Annotated in this window: 23 protein-coding genes; 9 read left to right on the top strand and 14 right to left on the bottom strand. The window is 62.7% G+C overall.

Annotated elements, in window-relative coordinates; translation table 11 throughout:
- The first annotated feature begins 3 nt into the window (after positions 1 to 3).
- The 4 genes from NL528_RS26885 to tsaA are packed head-to-tail and all read left to right on the top strand — an operon-like array spanning position 4 to position 2,609.
- On the top strand, positions 4 to 741 hold the full coding sequence (locus NL528_RS26885) for an AzlC family ABC transporter permease (RefSeq protein WP_309177476.1): 738 nt from the start codon (positions 4 to 6) through the stop codon (positions 739 to 741).
- Positions 738 to 1,082, top strand: coding sequence for an AzlD domain-containing protein (locus NL528_RS26880; RefSeq protein WP_309177475.1), 345 nt, complete (start codon positions 738 to 740; stop codon positions 1,080 to 1,082). The genes NL528_RS26885 and NL528_RS26880 overlap by 4 nt, the downstream gene beginning before the upstream one ends.
- A 59-nt stretch (positions 1,083 to 1,141) precedes the next feature.
- A complete protein-coding gene (locus tag NL528_RS26875) occupies positions 1,142 to 2,113 on the top strand; it encodes a tripartite tricarboxylate transporter substrate binding protein (RefSeq protein ID WP_309177473.1) in 972 nt (323 codons plus the stop codon).
- A 4-nt stretch (positions 2,114 to 2,117) separates the two neighbouring features.
- Positions 2,118 to 2,609, top strand: coding sequence for a tRNA (N6-threonylcarbamoyladenosine(37)-N6)-methyltransferase TrmO (gene tsaA, locus NL528_RS26870; protein ID WP_309177472.1), 492 nt, complete (start codon positions 2,118 to 2,120; stop codon positions 2,607 to 2,609).
- Between the two features lie 25 nt (positions 2,610 to 2,634).
- Here the strand turns inward: tsaA and NL528_RS26865 are convergent, their stop codons facing one another.
- The 5 genes from NL528_RS26865 to NL528_RS26845 all read right to left on the bottom strand — a co-directional run bounded on the left by NL528_RS26865 (position 2,635) and on the right by NL528_RS26845 (position 8,839).
- Positions 2,635 to 5,412 (bottom strand): DUF2235 domain-containing protein, encoded by a 2,778-nt coding sequence (locus NL528_RS26865; RefSeq protein WP_309177471.1) that lies wholly within the window; start codon positions 5,410 to 5,412, stop codon positions 2,635 to 2,637.
- A 266-nt stretch (positions 5,413 to 5,678) separates the two neighbouring features.
- Positions 5,679 to 6,101 (bottom strand): HIT family protein, encoded by a 423-nt coding sequence (locus tag NL528_RS26860; protein ID WP_309177470.1) that lies wholly within the window; start codon positions 6,099 to 6,101, stop codon positions 5,679 to 5,681.
- A 152-nt stretch (positions 6,102 to 6,253) separates the two neighbouring features.
- Entirely contained in the window at positions 6,254 to 7,501 is a 1,248-nt protein-coding gene (locus NL528_RS26855) for a GNAT family N-acetyltransferase (RefSeq protein ID WP_309177469.1), read from the bottom strand.
- Positions 7,502 to 7,607: 106 nt separating this feature from the next.
- A complete protein-coding gene (locus tag NL528_RS26850) occupies positions 7,608 to 8,360 on the bottom strand; it encodes a glycerophosphodiester phosphodiesterase (protein ID WP_309177468.1) in 753 nt (250 codons plus the stop codon).
- An 11-nt stretch (positions 8,361 to 8,371) separates the two neighbouring features.
- A complete protein-coding gene (locus NL528_RS26845; protein WP_074276168.1) occupies positions 8,372 to 8,839 on the bottom strand; it encodes a RidA family protein in 468 nt (155 codons plus the stop codon).
- Positions 8,840 to 9,090: 251 nt separating this feature from the next.
- On the opposite strand from NL528_RS26845, the gene NL528_RS26840 reads away from it, so the two are divergent.
- The gene (locus tag NL528_RS26840) at positions 9,091 to 9,960 is read left to right on the top strand and encodes a cell envelope integrity EipB family protein (RefSeq protein WP_375143894.1); all 870 of its coding nucleotides are present in this window, start codon (positions 9,091 to 9,093) and stop codon (positions 9,958 to 9,960) included.
- 156 nt (positions 9,961 to 10,116) lie between these two features.
- Here the strand turns inward: NL528_RS26840 and NL528_RS26835 are convergent, their stop codons facing one another.
- Both NL528_RS26835 and NL528_RS26830 read right to left on the bottom strand, forming a co-directional pair.
- The gene (locus NL528_RS26835; RefSeq protein ID WP_309177467.1) at positions 10,117 to 11,436 is read right to left on the bottom strand and encodes a DNA polymerase IV; all 1,320 of its coding nucleotides are present in this window, start codon (positions 11,434 to 11,436) and stop codon (positions 10,117 to 10,119) included.
- Positions 11,415 to 11,714 carry a DUF3572 domain-containing protein gene (locus NL528_RS26830; protein WP_309185040.1) on the bottom strand — a complete coding sequence of 100 codons (300 nt, stop codon included), beginning with the start codon at positions 11,712 to 11,714 and terminating at the stop codon, positions 11,415 to 11,417. Before NL528_RS26830 ends, NL528_RS26835 begins: the two co-directional genes overlap by 22 nt.
- Before the next feature lie 232 nt (positions 11,715 to 11,946).
- Here NL528_RS26830 and NL528_RS26825 point away from each other — a divergent pair, with 232 nt between their 5' ends.
- Entirely contained in the window at positions 11,947 to 12,312 is a 366-nt protein-coding gene (locus NL528_RS26825) for a response regulator (protein ID WP_057845669.1), read from the top strand.
- 14 nt (positions 12,313 to 12,326) lie between these two features.
- Positions 12,327 to 13,700, top strand: a complete 1,374-nt coding sequence (locus NL528_RS26820) for a PleD family two-component system response regulator (RefSeq protein WP_309177466.1) — start codon at positions 12,327 to 12,329, stop codon at positions 13,698 to 13,700.
- Between the two features lie 9 nt (positions 13,701 to 13,709).
- On the opposite strand, the gene NL528_RS26815 is transcribed toward NL528_RS26820, so the two are convergent.
- Positions 13,710 to 14,354, bottom strand: a complete 645-nt coding sequence (locus NL528_RS26815) for a TetR/AcrR family transcriptional regulator (protein WP_309177465.1) — start codon at positions 14,352 to 14,354, stop codon at positions 13,710 to 13,712.
- Positions 14,355 to 14,487: 133 nt separating this feature from the next.
- Here NL528_RS26815 and NL528_RS26810 point away from each other — a divergent pair, with 133 nt between their 5' ends.
- Positions 14,488 to 15,720, top strand: coding sequence for an MFS transporter (locus NL528_RS26810; protein ID WP_309177464.1), 1,233 nt, complete (start codon positions 14,488 to 14,490; stop codon positions 15,718 to 15,720).
- Positions 15,721 to 15,803: 83 nt separating this feature from the next.
- Here the strand turns inward: NL528_RS26810 and rpmG are convergent, their stop codons facing one another.
- The 6 genes from rpmG to topA all read right to left on the bottom strand — a co-directional run bounded on the left by rpmG (position 15,804) and on the right by topA (position 23,966).
- A complete protein-coding gene (gene rpmG, locus NL528_RS26805) occupies positions 15,804 to 15,971 on the bottom strand; it encodes a 50S ribosomal protein L33 (protein ID WP_027537094.1) in 168 nt (55 codons plus the stop codon).
- 136 nt (positions 15,972 to 16,107) lie between these two features.
- The gene (locus NL528_RS26800) at positions 16,108 to 17,433 is read right to left on the bottom strand and encodes an LLM class flavin-dependent oxidoreductase (RefSeq protein ID WP_309177463.1); all 1,326 of its coding nucleotides are present in this window, start codon (positions 17,431 to 17,433) and stop codon (positions 16,108 to 16,110) included.
- Between the two features lie 223 nt (positions 17,434 to 17,656).
- Complete coding sequence (locus NL528_RS26795; protein ID WP_309177462.1) at positions 17,657 to 18,394, bottom strand: NUDIX domain-containing protein; 738 nt, start codon at positions 18,392 to 18,394, stop codon at positions 17,657 to 17,659.
- Between the two features lie 44 nt (positions 18,395 to 18,438).
- The gene (locus NL528_RS26790; protein ID WP_309177461.1) at positions 18,439 to 18,879 is read right to left on the bottom strand and encodes a DUF983 domain-containing protein; all 441 of its coding nucleotides are present in this window, start codon (positions 18,877 to 18,879) and stop codon (positions 18,439 to 18,441) included.
- On the bottom strand, positions 18,867 to 21,206 hold the full coding sequence (gene rnr / locus NL528_RS26785) for a ribonuclease R (protein WP_309177460.1): 2,340 nt from the start codon (positions 21,204 to 21,206) through the stop codon (positions 18,867 to 18,869). Before rnr ends, NL528_RS26790 begins: the two co-directional genes overlap by 13 nt.
- A complete protein-coding gene (topA, locus tag NL528_RS26780) occupies positions 21,207 to 23,966 on the bottom strand; it encodes a type I DNA topoisomerase (RefSeq protein WP_309177459.1) in 2,760 nt (919 codons plus the stop codon). It abuts the gene before it with no gap.
- Positions 23,967 to 24,293: 327 nt separating this feature from the next.
- Here topA and NL528_RS26775 point away from each other — a divergent pair, with 327 nt between their 5' ends.
- Complete coding sequence (locus NL528_RS26775; protein ID WP_309177458.1) at positions 24,294 to 24,437, top strand: hypothetical protein; 144 nt, start codon at positions 24,294 to 24,296, stop codon at positions 24,435 to 24,437.
- The last annotated feature ends 104 nt before the right edge of the window (positions 24,438 to 24,541 follow it).

The raw sequence follows: 24,541 nt of genomic DNA, 5'->3' as shown, positions 1-24,541 counted from the left end.
CCCGTGGCGCTTCCTCCGCTCGATTCTCCACAGTGGCAAAGTCCCTTCCGCGCATTCGGATGGGGCGCGCGGTCGGTCGGCTCCACTGTGCTCACGCTGGTGCTGTTTGCGACCTATCTCGGCATCGGCGCGCTGGCGCATGACACGCATTTCTCGCTGGCATGGGCACTGGCGAGCACGGCCTTCGTCTGGGCCGGACCGGCGCAGATCATCCTGATCTCGACGCTCGGCTCGGGCGCGACCATCGTGCAGTCGGCGATCGCGGTGACCGTCAGCGCAATCCGGCTGTTTCCGATGGTGGTGTCGGTGTTGCCGATGATGCGCACGCCGCAAACCAGGCGGCGGCACCTGATCCTGGTGGCGCATCTGACCGCGGTGACGCTGTGGGTCGAATGCTTCCGTTTCCTGCCCCATGTGCCGCGGGAGCGGCGGATCGCCTTCATCCACGGGCTCGGTTGTGGGCTGGTTTGCGTCTGCCTGGTCGCGAACACCATTGGCTATACGCTTGCGGCCAACCTGTCGCAGACGCTTGCGGCGGCGATCCTGATGCTGACGCCGCTCGCGTTCCTGTTCTCGACCGCCAGCAACTGCCGGGAATTCGCCGATGTCGTGGCCCTGGTGCTGGGGCTCGTACTGTTTCCGCTCGCAACGCAGCTCAACAGCGGCGTCGATATTCTCATCAGTGGAGTTGTCGCCGGGACCGTCGCCTACGGTGTGCATCGATGGCGGGCGCAGGCATGAGCGACTTTATAGGCGACTGGCACGCATTGGTGATCCTGTTCGTCGCGGGCGTCATTCCCAACCAGATCTGGCGTATGCTCGGATTGTGGTTCGGCGGCGGTATCGACGAAGGCTCGGAGCTCTTGGTGTGGGTGAGGGCCGTAGCGACCGCGATCCTCGCCGGCGTCATCGCGCAAATCCTGGTGCAGCCACCGGGCGCGCTCGCCAGCGTGCCCGGCGGGCTGCGCTACAGTGCGGTGGTCGCAGGCTTTGCGGTTTTCATGCTGTCGCGAAAGTCGATCTTTGCCGGCGTGATCTCAGGCGAAATCGTCATGCTGTCGGGCAAATGGTGGCTCGGCTGATTGCGGCCGGTATACAATCCGCTAGTGTCGAAACGAATTGAAAAAGCAGGGGAAACGGCATGAAGTGGCGCGTTCTATCGGTACTCGCCTTCGGCCTGATCGTCGCCGCGCCGCAGGGCAGGGCCGCCGAATACCCGACGCGTCCGATCAAGCTGGTCATTCCCTATGCCGCAGGTGGGCTGACGGATACTTTTGGCCGGCTCCTGGCCGAATACCTCGGCAAGGACCTCAAGCAAGCGGTGTTCGTTGAGGACAAACCCGGCGCGCAAGGCGCCATCGGCGCCGAAATGGTCGCACGCTCCGATCCCGATGGTTATACGCTGTTCGGTACCTCCGGTTCGGTCATCATCCTCAACCCGTTGCTGTACAAAAAACTGAACTACGATCCGGCCAGGGATTTGCGGATGCTGGCGCTGGTGACCGAAGTGCCGGTGGTGCTTTGCGTCAATCCGTCGATGCCGGTGAAGACGGTCGCCGAATTTGTCGCCTACGCCAAACAGAACCCCGGCAAACTCAATTTCGGCTCCTCCGGAACCGGGAGTTTCACGCATCTCGTGGCCGAGATGTTCAAGCAGGTGGCTGGCATCGAGATGACCCACGTCCCCTACAAGGGCGCAGCGCCGGCGCTGAGCGACGTCATATCCGGCAACATCCAGCTGATGTTTGAATCGGTCAGCACGTCGGTGCCATTGATACAATCCGGAGCGCTGCGGCCACTTGGCATTGGTTCGCCACAACGGCACCCGGCTCTGCCGGATGTGCCGACCATTGCGGAAAGCGGTTACCCCGGATATTTCGTGAGGGTCTGGAATGGACTTGCCGTGCCCGCGGGACTGCCGGACGACGTCACGCGGATTCTGACGGATAGTCTCGATCGGGTGATGAACGACCCAGGCTTCCGGGCAGCGATCGAGAAGGCAGGGTTTTCGGCACTCCGTCCGCGCAGCCCGGCGGCGATCGCGGAATTCATGGAGGCCGAGCGTGTCAGGTGGTCGGGTGTGATCAAATCACAAAACATAACACTGGATTGAAGACATGGTTCGAGAAGCTGAACTCCGCGACGGCGAAGTCGCCGTCGATATGCCCACCCCGCGCGATGCCGGCCTGGTCTTCATTGGCCGCATCCGCACGCCCTGGAAGTCCCGCCTCGACACGCCGCGGCAGGGCCGTCACGACGGTCCGGTCTGTCGGCTGGAAATCTTCGAGCCCTGGGTGCCCGCCATCAAGGGCGTCGATTTTTATTCGAACCTGGAGGTGATCTACTGGCTGCACCAGTCGCGCCGCGACATCGTGCTGCAAAGCCCGAAAAACAACGGCAAGGCCCGCGGCACATTTTCGCTGCGCTCGCCGGTAAGGCCCAATCCGATCGGCACCTCGATCGTCAAGCTGGTCGGCATCGAGGGCAACGTGGTCCTGGTGCGTGGCCTCGACTGCCTCGACGAGACGCCGCTACTGGATCTGAAGCCCGACCGCTGCGAGTTCACCCCACTGGCAGCTCCACAGCCGGGGGACTTCGAGACGGAGTGAGCGGCGAAGCCCCGGTCGCGGACCGCTATTGCAACAGCGTTATCGTGACCTTCGCGGTACCTTTGTTGTTTCTGTAAAAGAATCTTCGGAAGTCACCCCATCCCGGCAGGGCCGCGTCGTTGACATACAGGAACAGTTCCCCGCTGATCTTGGGGATGATGACCTGCTCGATCGTCAGCGCCGGAACGCGGGCCTTGAGTTCGGCGGCGTTGGCCGTGGCGAGCTTGTCGGCCTCGTCCCGGTTGAGCTTTGCGGCCTCAGCCGTGGCGAGCGCACCGGCCTTGGTCGGTCGCAGGTAGGCCTCCCGTTCAGCCGATATCGGCTCTGGAATCAAGAACTCCTCGTCCGATCCGGTCGCGCCAATCCGGGCGACGATACGAAATACGGGCTGCAACAATGCCCGCTTCAGCGGCCATATGACCGTGGCGATCAACTGATCGCGCCAGCTATCCAGGTCCTCGATGTCGTAGCCTCGAAGATTGGCAGGCGTCTCGCCGTCCGTCCATGGCCACGAAGCCTGAGTGACGGTCAATTTGTATTTGCTGCCTTCTTCCAGCCAGACACCGGTTCTGTTGCAGATCGAACTGGTGTCCAGGATTTTATGCTCCTCCTCACATTGAGGCGCACAGGTCGCGGGACCGTAGGTGCACATCGGTATCCGCAGATTTTCCGGCTTGGTGCCGGTGGGCATGCAGGTGGGATCAACGTGATCGCTGCAAATCAGTAGCCTTCCGGGACCGCATGCGGGTTTATTGTCGCTGTCGCAGGTGGCGATGCTGGCGGGTTTGCAGCTTCCCACTCCCATATTTGCCAGGATCGTCGGCCGGTGAAGCGCCGCCGCCCGCGCTTTTGCGTTCACGATGGTATCGCTCTCGTGGCACACCAGTCCGCTGGTTTCCTGCACGACAAACAGCACATGGCAGGCGAACAGGAGGACGACAATGGCGAGGCCGTACGCAAAAAGAAACGGTCCGAATTCAAGTTTCAGGAAAAGGATGGTCTTCCGATAATATTCGTGGGAGCGGAGTTTATAGATCACCCACGGCGGCAGCAGGTAAGTCAGCATCAGAAAAAACAGGACCGCGCAAACCGGGATTGTAAAATATTGTCCGATCCATGAATGCGCCGGTTCGGGGAGGTGCAGAAATGAGAAATGTCGATACAGGAGAACAAGGGGATACAGGAGGACAAAAGCTCCCGGTATGAGCAGCAGCGGGATTTTGAACTTCAGCGATTTCTTGTAAGCGAGGTTCTGGTCGACGGCGCTGTCATGCCGCCAAACGAGCTGCATGGAGCTGCGAATATCGGTACCCAGCCGCGCGCCAAGATAGATCAGCAACGCCACGATGCCGCCGACGAAGACAAAATGGCTGGGATCGCGGGCGTACGCATCGATCCAGGTTGATGCGATACCCGGCAGCACATTTCCGAGCAGGCGGAGAATGCCCGATACCATCGTAAAGCGTGTCGAGTACTCCGCCGAACTGGGCTGGGCGCTGAACAGGGGATATGCGACAAGATAGATCGTGCTGAATACCGTCAGGAAATAGACGATCCGCCGTTGCCAGACGATGTTCCAGACAGCTTCCTGGGCCTTGCAACGGTTCGCCGCTTCCTGCAGGGATTCGAGCCTCGCTTGAGGTTCGATACCCTCGTCGGAGACAAGCAGGTAATTTTCGGGGATGCCGATCGGCGCGTATTCATGCGCGCCGGATTTTGCGCGCGCGATAACGCTTTTGTGGATCTTGACCCGGTCGATGTCGATTTCGACTTCGTCGCCGGGTTTGCTGGAAAACGACATACTGCAGAGGTCGACGAGTTTCCGCGGTCCGTACCGGTAGTAGCCGCCGAGACCGCTTCGGGAATCGTACAGCCTGCCGTCCTTGTCTCGCGACGTCTCGGTACGTTTCAGAACGTCCGGATCGAAACTCACCCCTTCCTTGAACCTGAGCTCGTTCTTCGAGCGTACCTCCTGCATGATCCAGTACAGTGGAATCTGCGCAAGCGAGTCGTCCGGATAGCCGCCGCCGACATTGGAATGGACGCCGGCAAACCAAACCTGGGTCAGCTGGTTTTCCGGAACGCCTTTCTCGTTCCAGAGAACCGGGTGAAAGGTGGTTCGCTCATCGTCGAGCGAGAGGGCGTGGCACGCGCGCAAAATGCGCTCTTTTTCAAACGTGCGATCGGGAAGCTCGAGCGGCCAGATCCATTTGCTGATCCCCCGGGTCAGTTCATCGATCGGGGTTCCGTAGGCCGCAACCGTATCCCAAAGGCCGAGAAACGTGATACGAACGTCCGCCGGCGCCACCGCGATTTCCGGAACGGAACTGCCGCCGAACAAACTCCTGACACACCGGCGAACCCAGCGAAAGAATGTTTCCACCCTCCATCGTGATTTGAATTTTTCCGTTCGGTACGCGCTATACGCCAGCCGTGCATTGCGATGGAGTTCTTCGTCGGTGTCGCCCTTGACGAGGCCTTGACTTAGCGCGAGCCCGGTTACGACCCGTATGGTGTAGGCGCCGCGGCTAAATCCAAATCCGTATATTCGGTCTTTCGGCTGGTAGTTCCGGCAAAGAAATTCGTAGAGCGTCAGGACGTTTCGTCGCAGCCCCCAGCCGAAGGCGCCACCCAAAACGGCCATCGGCTTGAAGGCCGAAGTGCCGACGCCGTCGTCGTAGCAGGCGACCTGCAGATGATCCGAGAGATCGAGACCTTCGAACACGCGCCAGACGTTGGTACGCCAAACCTTGCCCGCCGAATTGCCGGTCCCGTCCGAAAGCAGAATAATGTTTTTGACCATGTTTCCCCGCAGTCAAAATACAGATCGGGCATTGCCCAAAAATAATTTGCGATAGAATTCAGCTATTCAACTCAAATAGATTCGTCGGAATCTTCAAATCATCGCGCAATTTGTGATTGAATGCAATCGACCGTGCCTGATGGCGTTTTGCGCCGCGCCGTCCGCTCGAAATGGCGGCTTTTCTCCCGTCATTTGGGCCCATGTCGCTGGCGCGCCCCGAAATGACGACGGCGGATCGGTGGTCGCGGATTGGGCGTGCGACGAATCTACCCCAGCGCCGCAATCAGCTTCGTCGCATTGTCCTCCAGCACCTTGATGTCTTCCTTGCGGCTGGCCGGCGGCAACAGCGCGATACCGTCATGGCGCGGCATCACGTGCATGTGGAGGTGGAACACGACCTGGCCGCCGGCGGCTTCGTTGAATTGCTGTACGGTGATGCCGTCGGCGTGGAAGGCTTTCATGGCGGCGGCGGCGATCTTGTGGGCGCCGCGCGCGACATGGGCATAACCGTCGGGCGTGACGTCGAGGATGTTGCGGGCAGGGACCTTCGGGATCACCAGGGTGTGGCCGGGCGCGCGCGGCATGATGTCGAGGAATGCCAGCACGTGCTCGTCCTCATAGACCTTGTGGCACGGAAACTCGCCGCGCAGGATTTTTGCAAAAATGTTGTTGGGGTCATAGGCGGGCATGGCGGCGGCTCCTCAAATCACGTCGTAATTTCCTATAGCGTTTTCGAGCGAAGTGGACACCGGTTCGCATAGCAATCGAGTCTACGCAGATTGCGTACACTTATCTGCGGTAGAAAACGCGTCAAAACAGAGTCTAGCTGGTAGCAGAAACCTCAGGCCTCGTCGCCGCTCTTGCGGAACGGCGCGGCCTCGGCGAGTTCGCGGCCGACCTCGGCGACATAGGCGCGTTCACGCTTGAGGTAATCGCCGATTGCCCGGCGCAAATCAGGGTCGGCGATGTAATGCGCCGAATAGGTGGTCTGCGGCAGATATCCGCGCGCCAACTTGTGCTCGCCCTGCGCGCCGGCTTCCACCGTTTTCAGGCCGCGCTGGATCGCAAAGTCGATGGCCTGATAGTAGCAGACCTCGAAATGCAGGAACGGATGATGCTCGACCGCGCCCCAGTTGCGGCCGAACAGCGTGTCCGATCCGACAAAATTGATGGCGCCGGCGATCCAGCGGCCGTTGCGCCTGGCCATCACCAGCAGCACGTCCTTGGCCATGGTCTCGCCGATCAGCGAAAAGAATTTTCGCGTCAGATAGGGCCGGCCCCATTTCCGCGAACCGGTCTCCATGTAGAATTCGAAGAACGCGTCCCACGCATCCTCGGTAATATCAGCTCCGTTCAACGCGTGGATGGTGATGCCGGCCGCGAGTGCCTCGCGCCGCTCGCGCTTGATCGCCTTGCGGTGGCGGGAATTCAGGGTGGCGAGGAAGTCTTCAAAGCTCTTGTAGCCGGCATTGCGCCAGTGAAACTGCTGGTCGTTGCGCTGCAGGAAGCCGTGCTTGCCGAGGAATTTCGCTTCCGCTTCGCGCGCAAAGGTCACGTGCACCGACGAGGCATTGGTCGCGTTGCACAGCGCCATCAGGCCGCTGGCGAGCGCTTCGCCGATCCGGTCGCGATCGACGCCATCGCGGATCAGGAGACGAGGGCCGGTCGCCGGCGTAAAGGGCACCGAGGCCTGCAGCTTCGGATAATAGCGCCCGCCGGCGCGTTCATAGGCATCCGCCCAGCCGCGGTCGAAGACATATTCGCCTTGCGAATGCGATTTCAGGTAGCAGGGCACGATGCCGGCGACCACGCCGTCGAGCCTGGCCAGTAAATGCCGCGGGCCCCAGCCGGTTCGCGCGCAGGCCGATCCGGAGGCTTCGGCGGCGGCGAAAAATGCGTGGGAAACAAAGGGGTTATAGCCGGGTCTTGAATCGGCGCAGGAATCGCCCGCCGTGCCGGATGAGGCCAGCGTGTCGAGATTGTCGAGACTATTCGGATCGGGCCGCGGATTGGCGCAGGCATCCCATTCCGCAGCCTTGATGTCGCTGACGGAGGGGACGGATTCGAGGATAATTTCGGATGACGCCATCGAGAGTTCGGACCGGTCCCAAATTGCGATCAGCCATCGCCCATGGTGACCAACCCTGTGAAAGATCGTGCATTGCAGCAGAGACTTCAAGGCCTCGCTGAGCGCATCAGGTTCCCGGCAGGAAACCCTCGAAAATCATCTGATCGGCGTAGCGCGCGGCCCGCGCGCGCTGCTCCGGCGTGCGCACGGTCCAGGTCAGCAGCGGCAGGCCGAAAATATGACGCGCGATCCAGGGCGCCGCGGCCGGCAATTCGTTGACCCAGAAAGCGACGAAATGCGGCCGGGTGCGGAAGGCGTGACGCAGATGTTCCATGCCCCGGCGCTGGGCGGGCGTCGCCTCGGGCCAGTCAGCTGCGGTGTATTCGCGCTCGGCCACGATGCCGCGCGGCAGCGCCGGCATTGTTTCGCGCAACGCCAGCACCTGGTCCGGGTCGAACGACATGCCGACCACCGGGCCCCGGTAAGATGCCAGGACTTCCGCCATCCGGGCCACCAGTTTACGGTCGCCGTCAAAATGGCTCTTGACCTCGATCACCAGCGGCACGCGGCCAGCGACCAGCGCGCAGAGATCGGCGAGCGTCATCATTCGCTCCGGCGTATCCTTGAATTTAACCGCCTTGAGTTCGGCTGTGGTCTTGCCGAGCAGGGCGCCGCTGCCCTCCGTGAGGCGGCCGAGCGCATCGTCGTGATGCACCATCGCCTCGCCATCCGCCGTGAGCTGGATGTCGCATTCGATGCTGAAATTCCCGGATACCGCGGCCTCGGCCGCGGCCGGCATGTTTTCGATGATGCCGCGCGCGTCGTCGTGCAGGCCGCGATGGGCGACCGGCCGCGCCGTCAGCCAGTCGGGCGCGCGCATGGCGTGTCCCTTCAGGAGACTTCGAACACGCCTTCGACTTCGACGGCGGCATCCGCGGGCAACGAAGCCACGCCGACGGTGGTGCGGGCGTGGCGGCCCTTGTCGCCGAAGGCTGCGACCATCAGGTCGGATGCGCCGTTGAGCACCTTGGGTCCATCGAGGAAGTCTGGCGCGGAATTGACGAAGCCGCCAAGCCGCACCACGCGCACCACCTTGTCGAGGTCGCCGAGCGCGGCCTTGATCTGCGCCAGCAGATTGATCGCGCAACCGCGCGCCGCCGCATTGCCTTGCTCGACAGTGACGCCGGCGCCGAGCTTGCCCTTGGCGATCAGCTTGCCTTCGGCGTTGAAGCAGACCTGGCCCGAGACGAACAGCAGGTTTCCGGTGCGGACGAAGCCGACATAGTTCGCAACGGGAGCGGCGGGGTCATGTAAGGTGATGCCTTGTGCCGCCAGTTTCTGCTCGACCGTACCCGCCATGTTCGTCCCCGTTTGAATTGACTTGCGCCTGATCCGTATCAGGTCCGGACTGTTTCGCGCATCGCGCCTTCACTTGCAAGCGAGGGGTGGGCGGCGGCGGATGCCGCTTCCAACGCGAAATTGCGCGGAATGTTGCCGAAAAACACGGCATTCCGGCCATAAATTCGTACGTTTTCGTGAAGTGGCCCTAGTTGCGACGCAATAAGGCCGTCACTAATGTGACGAATCTTCATCGAGGAAAAGACAGATCCATGGCTTGCTCGTTCCCGATTCCGTTCCGTGCGTTGGTGTTGTCGGTTGCCATGGCCGCGGCCGGATCGGGTTTCGCGGGCACGCCGACACTGGCCGGGGCAAGCGGGCCGTTTCTCTCCCATCAGGCGTTGTACGAGCTCAGCCTGTTGAAATCGCGCGGCTCCAATGCGATCAGCGGCGTGCGCGGTCGCATCGTCTACAATTTCTCGGGCAGCGCCTGCGAGGGCTACACTTCCGAGTTCAGGCAGGTGTCGGAACTCGACAGCGGCGAGGGCAAGTTGACGCTGAACGACCTGCGCTCGACCTCCTGGGAGGACGGCGCGGGCAAGAGTTATCGCTTCAAGATCGACACCCGAATGAACGACGCCGACTCCGCGCCGATCGATGGTGTCGCCGAGCGCACCGGCGACCACATCACGGTCAAGCTGAAGCAGCCGGAGCCAAAGACCTTCAACCTCGAAGGCAGCATCGTGTTCCCGACCGAGCAGATCCGGCACATCATCGCCGCAGCGCGTGAGGGCAAATCGGTGCTGGAACTGACGGTCTATGACGGCTCCGACAATGGCGAGAAGGTCTACAACACACTGTCGGTGATCGGGCGGCCGATTCCAGGCGACCGCACCACCGATTCGCCCGATCCCTCGACCACCAACGACCAGATGAAAACGCTGACGCGCTGGCCGGTTACGGTGAGCTATTACGATCGCGACGCCAGGGCCAAGGACGGTGAGCAGACACCGCTCTACGCGATGACGTTCGAACTGTACGAGAATGGCGTCTCCCGCGCGCTGGTGCTGGATTACAATGATTTTGTGATGGCCGGCGCGATAGGCAAATTCGACGTCAAGGATTCCAAGCCGTGTAAGTGACGGCGAGGGGCCGCGCTCTCTTCGTCATTGCGAGGAGCCAACGGGTCGCGCGAATGCGCGCCCGATGACAGGCTCCGCGACGAAGCAATCCATCGGGCCGCAAAGCAAGTGTGGATTGCTTCGCTTCGCTCGCAATGACGGCTGCGAAACATCTCGCTATTCCTCCTCCTCCTCCTTCTCCGGCCCGTCATACGCGATCCCGCGGATCACCGCGGCGCTGCCGAACTTCTTGCGCAAATCATCCATTGCGCGCTCCGCGTGGGCCGAGCGGCGATCGAGCATGTCGGTGTCGTCGGCCGCAGAGCCCGGGCGCAGCGCGCTGACGCCGGTGCCGATCAGGCGGAAAGCGGTGCCGTCGATCTCCTTCGCCAGCATTTCGCGGGAAACTGCAAATATCTTCGCCGCCAGTTGCGTCGGCGCAGGAAGCGATTGCGAGCGGGTACGCTGGCGAAAATCCGCCGTCTTCAGTTTCAGCGTGATGGTCAATCCGGAAAGGTCGCCACTTTTGAGACGCGACGACACCTTTTCCGATAGCCGCCATAGCGTTCGTTCCAGGGCAGCGAAATCGCGGATGTCGGTCTCGAACGTCGTCTCGTTGGAAATGGTCTTGGCGCCCCGGTCGGGAACCACGCTGCGATCGTCAATGCCGCGCGCCAGCCGCCACAGCCTGCGGCCCTCGGTCGCAAACTGCTTCATCAGTTCGACCTCGTCGGCGCGCTGCAGATCGGCGATGGTGCGGAAGCCGCGCTGCACCAGCTTCTCCTGGGTCGCCGGTCCCACGCCGAAGATGAATCCGACCGGTTTGTCGGCCAGCATCTCGCGCGCCTCGTCCTGGTCGAGCGCGGCAAAGCCGCGCGGCTTGTCGAGATCGGACGCGATCTTGGCGAGGAACTTGTTGCAGGACAGGCCGACCGAAACGGTGATGCCGATGTCGCGTTCGACGTCGCGGGCAAAGCGCGCCAGCACTTTTGCGGGGATCATGCCGTGCACGCGCTGGGTGCCGGAAAGATCCAGAAACGCCTCGTCGATCGACAGCGGCTCGACCAGCGGCGTCAGCGCCTGCATGGCATGGCGCACCTCGCGGCCGACCCGGACATATTTCGCCATGTCGGGCCGCACCACGGCGGCGGAAGGGCAGAGCGCCAGCGCCTTGAACATCGGCATTGCCGAGCGCACCCCATAGGTCCGCGCGATGTAGCACGCCGCCGAAACCACGCCGCGCTTGCCGCCGCCGATGATGACGGGTTTGTCGGCAAGATCGGGATTGTCGCGCTTCTCGACGGTCGCGTAGAACGCGTCGCAATCGATATGCGCCAGCGTCAGCGAGGGCAAGGCGTGGTGCCTGACGAGGCGAGGGGAGCCGCAATGGCTGCATCGCTTCGCCCTCGGTTCGAGATCGCCGAGGCAATCCCGGCAAAAGCAGCGCGGACCGTCAAGTGCGGGCGCTGCCGCGCTCACGGCACGTCGCGCTCCCATTGCGGGTCACCCAGCACCTGATGGGCGGCCGCGATGTTGGTCGGATGAAGTTGCGAAGCGCTGGCGAAAGCCTTCACGGTTGCGTCATCGCGCATCACGAAATCAAGCACCGAGGCCAGGAATCGCGGGTCGGCCGCCGCCGTCCGCAGCGTCTCCGGACCAATTCCGCTCTCGGCCAGGAACAGCCCCAGCCGCTCGGGGTCGCCCGCAATAAAGGACAACGCCTGAACTGCAACGATTTCAGCTACTTCGCGGGGGTTGTGAACAGGCTTTTTCAACTGACCGGTTTGCCTTTCCGTTAACTTATGATCTCTATCTAGGGACCCATCATGCCCGAGTCTGCGGAAACTGTTCAAGCAAGTGGAAACCACTTCTCATAAAGACGGCCCTCGGGCTTAACGGGTTAGAGCGAATCTGGCGCTAGTTTGAATTCACATTTCGACACGCCCGGCGGCGGTGGCTGACGCACCGCATCCGGGCCTGTCTCCTTAAAGGATTGGGAGGGGCGGGATGGCAAAAACCGTCCTGATCGTGGAGGACAACGAGCTCAATATGAAGCTCTTTCGCGACCTGTTGGAAGCGCATGGCTATCAAACTTCGGGCACCAGCAACGGCTTCGAGGCGCTCGATCTCGTCCGCAAGCTGCGTCCCGATCTTATTCTGATGGATATCCAGCTGCCGCAGGTTTCCGGTCTCGAAGTCACGCGCTGGATCAAGGACGATCCGGAACTGCGCACGATACCGGTGGTCGCGGTCACCGCCTTTGCCATGAAGGGCGACGAAGAACGCATCCGCGAAGGCGGCTGCGAGGCATATTTGTCCAAACCTATTTCGGTCGGCAAGTTCATTGAGACGGTAAGGCGTTTTATCGGGTAGGGAGTAGAATTTCGATGTCCGCGCGTATCCTTGTGATCGATGACGTCCCCGCCAACGTCAAACTGTTGGAAGCCCGTCTGTCGGCCGAATATTTCGATGTGCTGACCGCCTCCAACGGCGCCGAGGCGCTGGACGTCTGCTCGCGCTCCGAATGCGACATTATCCTGCTCGACGTGATGATGCCTGACATGGACGGCTTCGAAGTCTGCCGCCGCCTGAAGTCGAATCCAGCCACGCATTTCATTCCGGTCGTGATCGTCACGGCGCTGGACAGCCCGGCCGACCGCGTCCGCGGACTGGAAGCCGGCGCCGACGATTTCCTGACCAAGCCGGTGTCCGACGTCGTGCTGATCGCGCGCGTGCGTTCGCTGACGCGGCTGAAGATGATGACCGATGAGTTGCGCATGCGCGCCATCACCTCGCTCGAGATCGGCATGGAGGCGCCCGAGCGCAGCGCCATCTCCGACAAGGGTATGGGCGGCCGTATCCTTCTTGTCGACGACCGGCCGTCGTCCTACGAGCGGCTGGCGCCGCTGCTCAGCACCGAGCATACCGTCGACGTCGAGACCAATCCGGCGGAAGCCCTGTTTCACGCCGCCGAGGGCAATTACGATCTCCTGATCGTCTCGCTCAGCCTCGAAAATTTCGACGGCCTGCGGCTGTGCAGTCAGGCGCGCTCGCTGGAGCGGACCCGGCAGGTGCCGATCCTTGCGATCTCGGATGCCGACAACAATGCGCGGCTGCTGCGCGGGCTCGAGATCGGCGTCAACGATTATTTGCTGCGCCCGGTCGACAAGAACGAATTGCTGGCGCGGGCGCGCACCCAGATCCGCAAACGGCGCTACACCGACCATCTGCGCGATAACGTGCAGAACTCGATCGAAATGGCGATCACGGATGCGCTGACCGGCCTGCATAACCGCCGCTATATGGAAAGCCATCTTGCCACGCTTACCGAACAGGCCGCGAGCCGCGGCAAGCCGCTGGCGCTGATGATCCTCGACATCGACTTCTTCAAGGCGATCAACGACAATTACGGCCACGACGCCGGCGACGACGTGCTGCGCGAATTCGCGGTGCGGATCCGCAAATCGATCCGCGGCATCGATCTCGCCTGCCGCTATGGCGGCGAGGAATTCGTCATCGTGATGCCGGAGACCGACCTGCATGTCGCGGGCATGGTGGCCGAGCGGCTGCGCCGCTCCATCGCCGGCGAAACCTTTGCCGTCAACAAGGGGACCAAGCGCATCGAGGTCACGATCTCGATCGGCCTGTCGACGCTGGAGCGCAAGGGCGAGGCCATCGCCGACGTGCTGAAGCGCGCCGACACCGCGCTCTACCGCGCCAAGCATGACGGCCGTAACCGCGTGGTGGCGGCCGCAGCGTGATCTTAGCAATCATTCCCCGCTTTCGGGTGATGACAGAGTTCTAGCGGAAGCACGCTTTTTTACGCGTTGCGGCTTGTCAGGCGCATCAGCGCCATCAACATCAACCCCGGCATTCCCAAGCAGCACCCGTGCGGCTTCCTTCGCCGCGCGCGCCATCGACGGATCGTTGCGCACCAGGTCCTGCGCGATCGAGCCGTCGACCAGCAATGTCAGTTGCGTCGCAAGGCCTTCCGCATCGGTGACGCCGAGCTGAAGCAGCAAATCGCGAAACCAGAGACGGCGACTTTCCTTGAACGCGACCGCGATCTTTCGCACCGATTTATCCTCGGCGCCGAGTTCGGCGACCGCGTTGACGAAGGGGCAGCCGCGAAAACCTTTGCTGGCGAAGCCTCGCTCCAGCCGGTCGAATGTGCCGAGAATCTGTTCGGCCGGCGGTTTGTCGGAGGGCTGTGGCTGCACGAAGCGGCGGGCCAGATAGGCTGATATCAGCGCATCCTTGGACGGGAAATGATTGTACAGCGTGCGCTTGCTGATGCCGATTTCGGCCGCGATGGTGTCGACGCCGATGGCGCGGATGCCCTGCAGATAAAACAGGCGATCGGCGGTTTCGAGGATCCGCTCTTTCATGGGCGGTTTGGCGGGCAGGGGTGCCATGCGGGCGCGTAAGTCCTTTTGCCTTGACAGCAGCATCACCTTCTAGACTAATTACACAGGTCTGTGTACCTAAATCTGACGCCAATGGCAGGACGCGGCTTTCGATTCGCGGCCGAGAGGGAGAACAAGAACAATGCCCCTGCTGCAACTCCTGCGTCCCACGCTTCCCATCCTGATCGGCGCGTCGCTGATGCTGACGCTGAGCATGGGCCTGCGGCAGTCGCTCGGCATCTTCATGCAGCCGCTGACGCACGACATCGGCATCTCCGTTTCCGACTTCACGCTCGCGATTGCCGTGCAGAACCTGGCCTGGGGATTCCTGCAGCCGCTCGCCGGTGCGCTGACCGTGCGTTACGGCTTTCGCGCCATCATGGTGATCGGCGCGATGTTTTATATCGCGGGCCTTGCGCTGATGGCGAGCGCGCACGGTTTTCTCGCGGTCATGATCGGCGGCGGCGTGCTGATCGGGATGTCGCTGGCCTGCACCGCGGCGGCGATCGCGATGTCGGTGGCCGCGCGCGCGGTGCCCACCAGCGTGCGCAGCACAGTGCTGGGCATGGTTTCGGGCGCCGGATCGCTCGGCGCCTTGTTGTCGGCGCCGCTCGGGCAGATCCTCAATGAAGGCTACGGCTGGCGGGTCGGGCTCGCCGGTTTCGTGATCCTGTCGCTGGCGCTGATTCCGGCGGCCTGGTTCGCCGGTGGCGTCGACAAGGTCCCGTTGCCAAAGCTGTCGTCGGACGACATCGGCAACACCTCGGCCGGCGTCGCGGTCAAGGTCGCGTTCGGCAACGCCTCGTTCGTGGTGATGACCTGCGCCTATTTCGTCTGCGGCATGCAGCTCGTGTTCCTCACCACGCATCTGCCGTCTTATCTGGCGATCTGCGGGCTCGATCCGATGCTGAGCGCGCAGACGCTCGGCATGATCGGCGGCTTCAACGTACTCGGCAGCCTGTTCTTCGGCTGGGCCGGCGGACGCGGGAACAAGCTGGCGCTGCTCGGCGGCATCTACATATTCCGGTCGATCGCGCTCGCCTGGTACTTCATGCTGCCGCCGACGCCGGCGACCACGCTGCTGTTCGGCGCCATCATGGGTTTTCTGTGGATGGGCGTCGGGCCGCTGGTGGCGGGTGCGGTTGCCGAAATGTTCGGGCTGAAATGGCAGGCGATGATCCAGGGTCTCGCCTTCATGAGCCATCAGCTCGGCAGCTTCCTCGGCGCCTTCGGCGGCGGGGTGCTGTACGACGCGCTCGGCTCCTACACGATGGCCTGGCGGATCGGCGTCGCGCTGGGGCTCGCGGGCGGCATCATTCAGGTGGCGTTCGCGCTGATCCGGCCGAGCGAGCCGCCATTGCTCAAGGCAGCCTAGAATCAAAAACGGCGGAATCAAAAACGGCGGAATCAAAAACGGGGCCGCGAGGCCCCGTTCAAATCGACTCAGCGTGGCTACGCTTACTTGATCTTCGATTCCTTGAACTCGACGTGCTTGCGCGCGACCGGGTCGTACTTCTTCTTGACCAGCTTGTCGGTCATGGTGCGCGAATTCTTCTTGGCGACGTAATAGAAGCCGGTGTCCGCCGTCGAAACGAGCTTGACCTTGATGGTGACCGCTTTGGCCATGTTCAGAACCTCGATGTGCAGGGGTATTTAGGGATATCAGGAGCCGGCCAAATCGGCCCGCATTTGCCGCGCAACCTAGCCTCGATCCGCCCAAAGTCAAGGTTTTGGAGGCAAAAACTGGCATGATTTCCGCGAATTAGGCCTCAAAGAACCGGTTTTTCGGCCGCGGCAGGCCCAGATTCTCCCGCAACGTGCGGCCCTCGTATTCCTTGCGGAAAATCCCGCGTTTCTGCAGTTCCGGCACCACCTTGTCGACGAAATCGTCGAGGCCGGCGGGCAGATACGGGAACATGATGTTGAAACCGTCGCAGCCGTTGGTGGTCAGCCATTCCTCCATCTGGTCGGCGATCGTCACCGGCGTACCGACGAACGACAAGCCGCCATAGCCGCCGACGCGCTGCGCGAGTTGCCGCACCGTGAGCTTGTCGCGGGCGGCGAGGTCGACCATGCGCTGGCGGCCGCTCTTGGAAGCGTTGGTTTCCGGGATCGGCGGCAATTGGCCGTCGGGATCGAAGCCCGAAGCATCGGTGCCCAGGATCACCGACAGCGAGGCGATGGCCGAGTCGTAATGCACCATGCTGTCTAGCTTGGCGCGTTTCTCCTTTGCCTCGTCGGCGCTGTCGCCGACCACCACGAACGCGCCGGGCAGGATCTTCAAATGCTCGGGGTTGCGGACGACTTTCTCCATCCGGCCCTTGATGTCGGCATAGAGTTTTTGCCCGTCGGGAAGGCTGCCGCCGCCGGTGAAGACGGCTTCCGCGGTTTCGGCCGCGAGCTGCCTGCCGTCGTCGGAGGCGCCGGCCTGCACGATCAGCGGCCAGCCCTGCACGGGGCGGGCGATGTTGAGGGGACCGCGCACCGAGAGATATTTTCCCTTGTGATTGAGCACGTGCATCTTGGCGGGATCGAAATACAGTCCCGCGTCGACGTCGCGCACAAAAGCGTCGTCGGCAAAGGAGTCCCACAGACCGGTGACCACGTCGTAGAATTCACGCGCCCGCTTGTAGCGCTCGGCGTGCTCCATGTGATCGTCGAGCCCGAAATTGAGCGCGGCGTCCGGATTTGACGTGGTGACGATATTCCACCCCGCGCGCCCGCCAGAGATGTGGTCGAGCGAGGCGAAGCGCCGCGCGACGTGGTAGGGCTCGTCGAAGGTAGTCGAGCCCGTCGCGATCAGGCCGATATGTTCGGTGGCGCCGGCCAGCGCCGACAGCAGCGTGAACGGCTCGAACGAGGTGACGGTGTGGCTGCGCTTGAGCGCATTGACCGGCATGTTGAGCACGGCCAGGTGGTCGGCCATGAAGAAGGCATCAAATTTGCCGGCTTCCAGCTTCTGGATCAGCTTTTTGATATGCGGGAAATTGAAATTGGCGTCCGGCCAGGCTCCGGGATAGCGCCACGCGCCGGTGTGAATAGAGACCGGCCGCATGAACGCGCCGAGCTTGAGTTGCCGTTTCGCCATTGCCCCATTCCGTCGCAGTTGTTGTTGGGGAAGAGATAGGGATGCGATCAGGCCTGCGCCATCAGGTCAGGCTGAGAAGAATCTTGCGAATTGAATAACGTTCGGAGGATGTTTCCACGTCATTGCGAGCGTAAGCGAAGCAATCCATGGGTCGGCGGAAAGAAAGAATGGATTGCTTCGTCGCTTCGCTCCTCGCAATGACGGAGGATTTGGTGTGAGGCGCTTACGCCCCCAATACGTCCTTCTGCATCTTGCCGCCGTAGAAATGGAAGAACGGCACCGGCGCGTCGTGGCGCAGCGGGCCGGTGGCAAGCCGGCGGTCGAGTTCGGCGAGCACGTTCTTGGTCATGGCATGCGCATCCGCCAGCGGCTTTGAGCCGATCTCGACCCAGACCAGCTCCACCAGTTCGGCGTCGGCATGGATCACGCCCTCGACACGGTGGGCGATGCTCGATGCATCCGCGGTGAAGAAGCGCGTATCAAAACGCCGGACGCGGCCGGGCGGGGTGATCGCACGCGCGATCAGGAACAGGCTGGACGGATCGGGCAGCAGGCCGGCATCGGTGAATGGCTTCCAGGGGCCGTCGAGCGTGGAAGGCTGTTCGACCTTGCGGCCGAGGCAGAGGCCGGTCTCCTCGCAGGCTTCGCGGATCGCGGCGACCGCGAGCGCGCGTGCGCGCGACGGCCCGATCTTCGGGCTGCCCTTGAGCAGGTTGGCTTCGAGCTCCCTGGTGATCGGCGCGGCAACCGGGACACGATTGTCCGACTTGTCGACACGGCCGCCGGGAAAAACATATTTGCCGGGCATGAACACCACGTTGTCGTGGCGCTTGCCGACCAGTACTTTCGGCTTGTCACCGGAGCGATCGATCAGGATCAGTGTCGCCGCGTCCTTGGGCCGGAAATAGGGATGGTGATCGGCTTCCTTTTCTTGCTTTTCGGCAGTCGCAGCTTCGGTCATCCCATCCCCATCGGTTTTTCTTTTTTCGTCAAAACAAAATACGCCTAGACGGGCGGAATGTCGGCAGGAGCATTGTCGTCAAAGCCGTGCATGCGCAGTGCCCATTGGAAGCCGACCACGGCACCTTTCACAGGTTGCAGCAGCGCGAGCGAGGCAAAGAGGGTGAACGGCAGATAGATCGCCAGTTGCAGCCAGACCGGTGGCGAATAATCGGTTTCGATCCACAGCACCGTGGGCACCACGATATGGCCGACGATGACGATCACGAGATAGGCGGGCAGGTCGTCGGCGCGGTGCGGCGTGTAGTCGAGACCGCAGACCGAACAATGGTCATCGACCTTCAGGAAGGCGCGAAACAGCTTGCCTTCTCCGCAGCGGGGACAGCGGCTGCGAAAGCCGCGCTTCATTGCGGTCCAGACGTTGCGCTTTTCGGCGTGCGCGGAATCCCGGGTCCAGACTGTCGTCGAAGGGCTCACCGTTGCCATGACTTGCCTCTCTTCGGTTTGCCGGGTTTTGGTTTGCCCGGCTTGCGATCCTTCTTGCGCGGGCTGCGGCCCGGATGCGGCTTCGACGATTTTGCCGGCGCCTGCGAACCGTCGCGCCCGCCGTCGCGTTTTCTGCCGCGCGGAATGACCTGGGCTTCAGATAGTAGCTCGAACCGGAGCGCGCCAGCTACCGGAGCTGCTTCTACCAGACGCACGTCGACAACGTCCCCCAATCGGTGCATGGCACCGCTGCGTGTTCCGACCAGCGCGTGGCGGGTCTCGTCGTAATTGAAATATTCCGTGCCCAGCGTCCGGATCGGGATCAGCCCGTCGGCGCCGGTATCTGAGAGTTTGACGAACAGTCCGGCGCGGGTGACGCCGGAGATGCGGCCCTGGAACGTGGCGCCGATGCGGTCGGCGAGGAAATGCGCGATCAGCCGGTCGGCGGTTTCACGCTCGGCCTTCATGGCGCGGCGTTCGGTAACGGAAATTTGTGCCGCGACCTCGCTCAGCGTTTCCAGCGTCTCGGTTTCCGGCAGCGCGCCTTCGCCGAGGCCGAGCGCGCGGATCAGCGCGCGATGCACGATCAGATCCGCGTATCGCCTGATCGGCGAGGTGAAATGCGCGTAGCGTCGAAGGTTGAGGCCGAAATGGCCGTAATTTTCCGACGAATATTCCGCCTGGGCCTGCGAGCGCAGCACTACCTCGTTCACCAGCGGCTCGGAATCGTGACCCTTCACCTGGCTAAGCACGCGATTGAACAGAGCGGGGCGCAATGCGCCGGTCTTGGCGAACGGCAGATCGAGCGTCTTCAGGAATTCCTGCAAATTATGAACCTTCTCCTGGGTCGGTTCGTCGTGCACCCGGTAGATCAGCGGCAGCGCCTTCTTTTCCAGCATCTCGGCCGCGGCGACGTTTGCGAGAATCATGAACTCTTCGATCAGCCGGTGCGCGTCGAGGCGCTCGGGCACGATGACGCGATCCACGGTGCCGTCGGGTTTCAGCAGGATCTTGCGCTCGGGCAGATCCAGATCGAGCGGGTCGCGCTCATCGCGCGCGAGTTTCACCAGCGCATAAGCCGTGTAGAGCGGTTTGAGGATCGGCTCGAGCAGGGGCCCCGTGGTATCGTCGGGGCGACCGTCGATCGCGGCTTGCGCCTGCGCGTAATTCAGCTTGGCGGCGGAGCGCATCAGCACCCGATGAAAGCTGTGCGAGCGCTTGCGGCCGTCGCTCCCGATCACCATGCGCACCGCGAGCGCGCCGCGCGGCTCGCCCGGCACCAGCGAACAGAGATCGTTGGAGATGCGCTCGGGCAGCATCGGCACTACGCGATCCGGGAAATATACCGAATTGCCGCGCAACAGCGCGTCGCGATCCAGCGCCGAGCCCGGCCGGACATAGAAGGCGACGTCGGCGATCGCGACATGGACGATATAGCCGCCCTTGTTGTTCGGATCGGGATCGGGCTCGGCATGAACCGCGTCGTCGTGATCCTTGGCGTCGGGCGGATCGATGGTGACGAGCGGCAGCTCGCGCCAGTCCTCGCGGCTTTTCAGCGTCGCCGGCTTTGCCTCCTCGGTTTCGCGCAAGGCGGACGGCGAGAAGGCTTGCGGAATTTCGTGGGCGTGGATCGCGATCAGGCTGACCGCTTTTTCCGTCGCCAGCGACCCAAGCCGTTCCTTCACCTTGCCGGAGGCTAGGCCGTAACCGCGCGTGCGCACGAGATCGACGCTGACGAGATCGCCATCCTCGGCGCCGCCGCTGTCGGCGCTCGCGATGTTCAATTCGCGCCCGACCTGTTTCTTGTCGATGGGAACGAGCCGGCCGCCGCCATTGGGCAGCTTGCGGAAAATTCCAAGCAGCCGGGTCCTGGCGTGATCGATGACCTTGATGACACGGCCGCGATAGGGCGTGCCTTCGCTGTCATCGGTCTTCTCGACCCGCAGCAGCGCGCGGTCGCCGACACCCGCCGCGGTGCCCGGTTGCGGGCGGCGCGGCACATCGATGCGGATTTTCGGCGCGGCGCCGTCTTCCTCTTCATCCCATTCGGTGGGGGTGGCGAGCAGTTCGCCGTCGGTGTCGCGGCCGGTGATGTCGGCCATTACGGTCGGCGGCAGCGCCGCCGGCTCCTGGATTTTCCGGCCGCGTTTGGCGACGGTGCCGTCGTCGGCCAGTTCACGCAGGATGCGTTTCAGCTCGACGCGGTCGGCGTTCTTCAGGCCGAACTCGCGCGCGATCTCGCGGGTGCCGACCTTGCCTGGATTCGAACGGATGAAGGCGACGATGGCGTCCCGGGCCGGAAAGCCATTGTCGGGTTTGCTCTTCACTTATCCCCGGGCCTTGCCCGCGCTTTTCTTCGCAGGCGTTTTTGATGCGGGTGGTGGTTTCGCCGCCGACGTCTTGGCCGCGGACGCGACCGGCGCCCGGGCCTTGCTCACGGCTTCGGATTTCGGCTTTGCAGCGGCCTTCTTCACCGCCGCCTTCTTGGCGGCTTTTGGCGCGTCGGGATCGGCAGCGGTCTTGGCCGTGGCTTTCTTTGGTGCTGCTTTCTTCGCCCCGCGCTTCGGCTTGCCGCCGCCCTTGGCCGCGCGTTCATCGATCAGGGCGATGGCTTCCTCGAGCGTGATGGTCTCCAGCGTCTTGTCGCTCGGGATCGTGGCGTTGACGCCGCCGGCCGTGACATAGGCGCCGTACCGGCCGTTCTTGACCGCGACGCCGCCAAGGCTCGGATGCTCGCCCAGGGGCTTGCCGGGATCGGCGCCGAAGCGCCGGCCGCTCGGGCCCTTTGCGATCTTTTCGGCGATCAGCGTCACCGCGCGGTTGAGGCCGACGTCGAACACCTCATCGCCGGCCTCGAGGCTGGCATAGGTCTTCTCATGGCGCACGAACGGACCGAAACGGCCGATGCCGGCGGTGATCGGCTCACCGGTCTCCGGGTGTTTTCCGATTTCGCGCGGCAGCGACAGCAGTTTGAGCGCCAGCTCCAGTTCCATATCGCCGGGCGACATGTTCTTCGGGATTCCGGCGCGTCGCGGCTTCTCGCCCTCGGCATAATCCTTCTGCTCGCCGAGCTGGATGTAGGGGCCGAAGCGTCCGGCCTTCACCGTCACGTCCAGATCGGCCGCGGGATCCTTGCCCAGGATACGGTCGGCGCTGGCTTCGCCGTCGGCGGCGAGCGGGCGGGTGTAACGGCATTCCGGATAATTCGAGCAACCGACGAAGGCGCCGAACTTGCCGGCTTTCAGATTGAGCTTGCCGGTGCCGCAGGTCGGGCACTGCCTGACATCGCCGCCATCCGCGCGCGGCGGATAGATGTGCGGTCCCAGCATGTCGTCGAGCGCATCGAGCACTTCCGAAACGCGGAGATCCTTGATGTCATTGACCGCGCCGATAAAGCCGGTCCAGAAATTCTTCAGAACCTGCTGCCAGGAAATCTCGTTGTTGGAGATGCGGTCGAGCTGCTCTTCCAGATCGGCGGTGAAATCGTACTCGACATAGCGTGCGAAAAAATTCTCCAGGAACGCGACCACGACGCGGCCCTTGTCCTCGCCATGCAGCCGTTTCTTCTCCAGCTTGACGTAGCCGCGGTCCTTCAGCACCTGCAGGATCGAGGCGTAGGTCGAGGGACGGCCGATGCCGAGCTCTTCCATGCGCTTGACCAGCGACGCTTCGGAGAAGCGCGGCGGCGGTTCGGTGAAGTGTTGCGTGACGGCGAGGTTCTGCCGTTTCAACGCTTCGCCCTCGCTCATGGAGGGGAGGCGGCGGCTATCTTCATCGTCGCCGTCGTCGTCGCGGCCTTCCTGATAGAGCGCCAGAAAGCCGTCGAATTTGATGACCTGGCCACTGGCGCGCAGGTCGAGCACGCGGGAGCCGGCTTTGGCGGCGATGTCGACGGTGGTGCGTTCCAGTTCCGCCGATTCCATTTGGCTGGCGATGGTGCGGATCCAGATCAGCTCATACAGCCGGGCCTGATCGTGATCGAGGCGGCGGCGCATTTCGGCAGGACGGCGCGACAGGTCGGTCGGGCGGATCGCTTCATGCGCTTCCTGGGCGTTCTTGGCCTTGCTCACATACTGGCGCGGCGCGTCCGGCACATAGGCGTTGCCGTAATCCTCGCCGATCACCTTGCGGGCCTGCGTGATCGCCGAGCCGTCGATCTGCACGCCGTCGGTTCGCATATAGGTGATGAGACCGGTGGTCTCGCCGCCGATATCGATGCCTTCATAGAGCCGCTGCGCGATCCGCATCGTATGCGCCGGGGCAAAGCCGAGCTTGCGGCTGGCTTCCTGCTGCAGTGTCGAGGTGGTGAAGGGCGCCTGCGGATTTCTCCGCGCGGGTTTGGCTTCGACGGTCGAGACCGTGAAGTTGGCGGCTTCGATCGCTTTCTTGAGCTCTTCGGCTTCCGCGCCGGTGCCGATGTCGAGCCGCTGGATCTTCTTGCCGTCGGCGCCGACCAGGCGGGCCTCGAAGGCGTCGCCGCGCGGCGTCGTTAGCGTTGCCACCAGCGACCAGTATTCGCGGGCGACGAATTTCTCGATTTCGAGTTCGCGGTCGCAGACCAGCCGCAGCGCGACCGACTGCACGCGGCCGGCCGAGCGCGCGCCCGGCAGCTTGCGCCACAGCACCGGCGAGAGCGTGAAGCCGACCAGATAGTCCAGCGCGCGGCGCGCCATATAGGCGTCGACCAGCGCGCCATCGATCTGGCGCGGCGCTTTCATCGCGTCCGTCACCGCCTGCTTGGTGATGGCGTTGAACACCACGCGCTCGATCTTGTGGTCCTTGATCGCGCGCTTTTCCTTCAGCACTTCCAGCACGTGCCAGGAGATCGCCTCACCCTCCCGATCGGGGTCGGTTGCGAGAATCAGGCGGTCGGCGCCCTTCAGCGCCTTGGCGATGTCGTTGAGCCGGCCGGCCGCCTTGGGGTCGATCTCCCAGATCATCTGAAAATTGGCGTCCGGATCGACCGATCCGTTCTTGGCCGGGAGATCGCGGACATGCCCGAACGAGGCCAGAACCTCGTAGGAAGAGCCCAAATACTTATTGATGGTCTTGGCTTTCGCCGGCGACTCCACGATGACGATATTCATGTCATTCCAATGGCTTATGGGAAAAGATTAAGGCTGGTTCCGCGAGACTCGCGACCGCCGTTTCGGACCGAACATGGGTGGTGAGGCGGCCCCTGTCAAATCGACAGATATTGATGGGGCGCCCATGGAATACGACTTTATATCTAAGGAGTTGCGAAATGCGCCCTAGAGTTGCGGCCATAAAGTGGTTATTTTTGGTCATATTGTGCGGCATTGGATGTAATTTTTTTGAGCAAGGCTGGGGGCGGCCGGAAGCGCAGCGCTTCGGGCAGGGATCGCCGATCGCGCGCAGAGGAGCCCGATGGGGAGGGCGGCCCGGATGAGGCCGTGGCCTTTATCACCGAGACCGTCGCCGATCTGGTCAAACTGGCCAAGCGCCACAAGCTCGAGATCCTCGGGTATCTGCTTGCCATGGTCCAACTCGAAGCGGAAGAGCGCCTGCGGCTGCGCAGCAGGCGCAAGCTGTCGTGAGGAGGGGACGGGCGCCGGCGTCCCGTCATTGCGAGCGAAGCGAAGCAATCCATCTCACCGCACGAAGAAAGAATGGATTGCTTCGTCGCTTCGTTCCTCGCAAT

Origin of the sequence: Bradyrhizobium sp. Ash2021, assembly GCF_031202265.1 — a bacterium.
GTDB lineage: Bacteria > Pseudomonadota > Alphaproteobacteria > Rhizobiales > Xanthobacteraceae > Bradyrhizobium.
This window is presented reverse-complemented; position numbering and strand designations above follow the sequence as displayed.